This window comes from Burkholderia sp. Ax-1720 (assembly GCF_011753035.1).
In the GTDB taxonomy this organism is placed as follows: Bacteria; Pseudomonadota; Gammaproteobacteria; order Burkholderiales; family Burkholderiaceae; genus Burkholderia; species Burkholderia gladioli.
In genome coordinates this window covers 1-3373 of sequence record NZ_VWWK01000332.1, presented here as the reverse complement: position 1 = coordinate 3373, position 3373 = coordinate 1, and the positions used below count along the sequence as shown (strand labels likewise).

Sequence of the window (3373 nt, the reverse complement as noted above, 5' to 3'; positions counted from 1 at the left end):
CCGCGTGCGCGGCTGAGCCGCGGCCGAAATGCGGCGCGCGCGCGCCGTCATGCGAGGCCGCAACGCGCGCGCTGCCGCCCTCGCCCGCTCGAGGGCGTGTCATGGCGATTCCTTTCTTCATCTGCCGTCGCAGTCCGTGATCCGGTTCAGCGGCCCGAGCGCCGTTTCCAGGTGCGCAAGTCCGCATAGAGGTGTTCGAAGAGATTCCAGATGCCGCGGGCGCCGGCCGACAGCACGCTGCCGAGCGCACGCAGCGGCGCGTCGGGCTTCCTGCCCTCGGCCCAGCCGGTCCACGCGTCGGCGCGCGCGAAGGTGGTCTTCACGAAATTGAATTCCTGGTCCTTGGTCATCTCGACGAAGCGCAGGCCGGCACGGCCCGGCGCCGAGAAGCTGACGATCGCGCGGAACGCGTATTCCTCGTCGCCGCGGAACAGCGAGACCGTCACCCGCTCGTGCAGCGGCACCGAGATGTTCTGCGGCAGGGCCACGCCCACGCCGCCCTCGGAGTAGTCGATGGTCTCGCAGGCGAGCGTGCGGCCGGTGCCGAAGCGCAGCATCACCGGCATCTTCATCGCCACCCGGTGCACCGCGCGCACCTGCTTCTGCTCGGCCGCGGCGGCCACGCTGGCGCCGAGGATCAGCATGTTGTAGGTGGTCCAGCCGAGGTTGAGGATGGTGGTGTACACCTCGCTGCGCACGCTCCAGTGCGTGTGGATGTGCCAGAGGCCGATCAGGAAGCCCAGCAGGTTCAGGATCAGCAGCAGCAGGTAGGGCCGCGAGATGGCCCAGTCGAAATACTTCTGCTCGATCATGCCGCCCTTGGCCGTCACGTTGAACTTGCCGAGCTTCGGATTGATCAGGGCCAGCAGGGTGGGCGGCGTGATGTAGGAGGCCAGCACCGATTCGTAGACCTCGGCCCAGAACGAATGGCGGAACTGGCTCTGCATGCGCGAGTTGGTGGCGTTGGCGTGCAGCATGTGGGGCATCGCGAACAGCGCGATGGTCACCGCCGAGGCCTGGATCACGTGGGCCCCGAAGAACAGGAACGAGAGCGGCGCGGTCAGGAACACCAGGCGCGGGATGCCGTAGAAGAAGTGCATCATCCCGTTCAGGTAGCAGAGCCGCTGCGCGATCGACAGGCCGCGGCCCATCAGCGGATTGTCGATGCGGAAGATCTGCGTCATGCCGCGCGCCCAGCGGATGCGCTGGCCGATGTGGCCGGACAGGCTCTCGGTGGCCAGCCCCGCGGCCATCGGGATCGCCAGGTAGGCGGTGGTGTAGCCGAGCCGGTGCAGCTTGAGCGCCGTGTGGGCGTCCTCGGTGACGGTCTCCACCGCAATGCCGCCGATCTCCTCCACCATGGTTCGGCGCAGCACCGCGCAGGAGCCGCAGAAGAAGGTGGCGTTCCACAGGTCGTTGCCGTCCTGCACCAGCCCGTAGAACAGCTCGCCCTCGTTGGGCACCTTGCGGAAGGTGCCGAGATTGCGCTCGAACGGGTCGGCCGAGAAGAAGTGGTGGGGCGTCTGCAGCATCGACAGCTTCTTGTCGTGCAGGAACCAGCCCAGGCAGATCTGCAGGAACGAGCGGGTCGGGATGTGATCGCAGTCGAACACCGCGAAGAACTCGCCGTGGGTGATCTTCAGCGCCTCGTTGATGTTGCCGGCCTTGGCGTGGCGGTTGTGGGCGCGGATCGTCCAGTTCACGCCCACTTCCTCGCAGAAGGCCTTGAACTCGGGGCGGCGGCCGTCGTCGAGCACGTGGATGGTCAGCTTCTCGGGCGGGTAGTCGAGCGCGAGCGCGGCGTAGATGGTGGGCTTCACCACCGACAGCGGCTCGTTGTAGGTGGGGATGAACACGTCGACGGTGGGCCAGTCGGCGCGCGAGGCCGGCAGCGGACGCGGCTTGCGCTTGAGCGGCCAGGCGGTCTGGAAATAGCCGAGCAGCAGGATCAGCGCCGCGTACACCTCGGCGGCCACCAGCAGCAGGCCCCAGGCGGCGTCGAGCGGATGCGACCAGTAGGTGGTCTCGGTCAGGCGCCAGACCATGTAGCGGCCGGTGGCGATCACCGACAGCATCATCATCACCAGCGTGGCGTAATGGCCTTCGATGCGGCGGAACAGCAGCGCGGCCGCGAAGCAGCAGGCCGCGAAGATCAGTTGCTGGCCGTTGGACAGCGGCACCGTGAAGACGAAGAACAGCGCGCCGGCCGAGAACAGCGAGAGCAGCACGATCACCGGCAGGCTGCCGAACAGGCGCGCGTCGGCGAAGCGTTCGAGGCGCGAACCGCCGCGCCGGGGCGGCTTGCCGGGCTTGCCCGGCTTGCCCGGCTTGGCTGGCTGGCGGGCGTTCGCGGCCGGCGCGCCCTGGGTGCCGGCGCCGGCGGCGGACACGGCGGCGCGCGGCGCGGTCTGCGCCGTGGCGTGACGGGTGGATTTCATGCGGCGGTTCCTTCCTCGGCGGGCTCGTCGCTGCCGAGCGCATCCAGCAGCCAGGCCGCGCAGGCGCGCAGGTCGGCCGAGACCTGGCTGACCGGGTCGTAGCGCACGATGGTGGTGTTGCAGGCCAGCGATTCGCTGACGCCCTCGTCGTCGTGGATCACGCCGGGAAACATGTGCTTGCCGAGCATGTCGCGCAGCACCCGCAGCACGTCCTTGTTGAGCTGGCGCGACTGGTCGATCTGGTTGACCACGTAGCCCTCGCCGATGAACTCGGGCCGCGAGGCCGCGTAGGCGTCGATCATGCGCTGCATCTGCGGGATCGCCGCGTAGGAGGCGGCGTCGGCGAACACCACGTTGACCGCGAAATGCGCGGCCGTCAGCGCGGCGCGCGTGAAGGCCGAGGAGCCGGGCGGGGTGTCGATGATGACGATGTCGTCCTCGCCCAGGCGCAGGTCGGCGATGCCGCGCGCGAGCCAGCCCGGATCGTCGTCGAGGCGCCGCTCGAACAGGTGCTGCTCCTGCTCCACCAGCGCGCCGAACGCGAGCACCGTCACGCCGTCGTCGCCGTCGACCATCGCGCCCTGCCAGAGCGAGCCGGCCAGCCCCGCGCGCGACAGGCCGTCGACGCTGTCGAGCGGCACGCCGAAGTACAGGCGCAGCGAGTTCTGCGGATCGAGGTCGATCGCCACCACGTGGCGGCCCTGCGAGGCGATCACCGAGGCGAGGTTGGCGGCGAGCGTGGTCTTGCCGACCCCGCCCTTCGCCGACACGACACTGACGACCTTCATGAGCGCGGCGCTCCACGCAGGAACCACGGGCGGCGCGGCGCCTCGGCGGCGGATTTCGGCGCGGCCGGGGCCGGCGCGCTGCCGCCGTGGCGCAGGCGCGTGAACAGCGAGTCGAGCCGTTCGCCGTCGGCCTTGGCGGCGCCGGCA

2 protein-coding genes are annotated in these 3373 nt (G+C 69.5%); both read right to left on the bottom strand.

Annotated elements, in window-relative coordinates; all coding sequences use genetic code 11:
• Positions 1 to 146 precede the first annotated feature (146 nt).
• Positions 147 to 2438 carry a UDP-forming cellulose synthase catalytic subunit gene (bcsA, locus tag F3J18_RS36235; RefSeq protein WP_166916962.1) on the bottom strand — a complete coding sequence of 764 codons (2292 nt, stop codon included), beginning with the start codon at positions 2436 to 2438 and terminating at the stop codon, positions 147 to 149.
• Positions 2435 to 3226, bottom strand: a complete 792-nt coding sequence (gene bcsQ / locus F3J18_RS36230; protein ID WP_025099179.1) for a cellulose biosynthesis protein BcsQ — start codon at positions 3224 to 3226, stop codon at positions 2435 to 2437. Before bcsQ ends, bcsA begins: the two co-directional genes overlap by 4 nt.
• Positions 3227 to 3373 lie beyond the last annotated feature (147 nt).

Excerpts from the sequence above, each read along its gene's own strand:
- bcsA (WP_166916962.1), bottom strand. The coding sequence starts at position 2,438 with ATGAAATCCACCCGTCACGCCACGGCGCAGACCGCGCCGCGCGCCGCC.
- bcsQ (WP_025099179.1), bottom strand. The coding sequence starts at position 3,226 with ATGAAGGTCGTCAGTGTCGTGTCGGCGAAGGGCGGGGTCGGCAAGACC.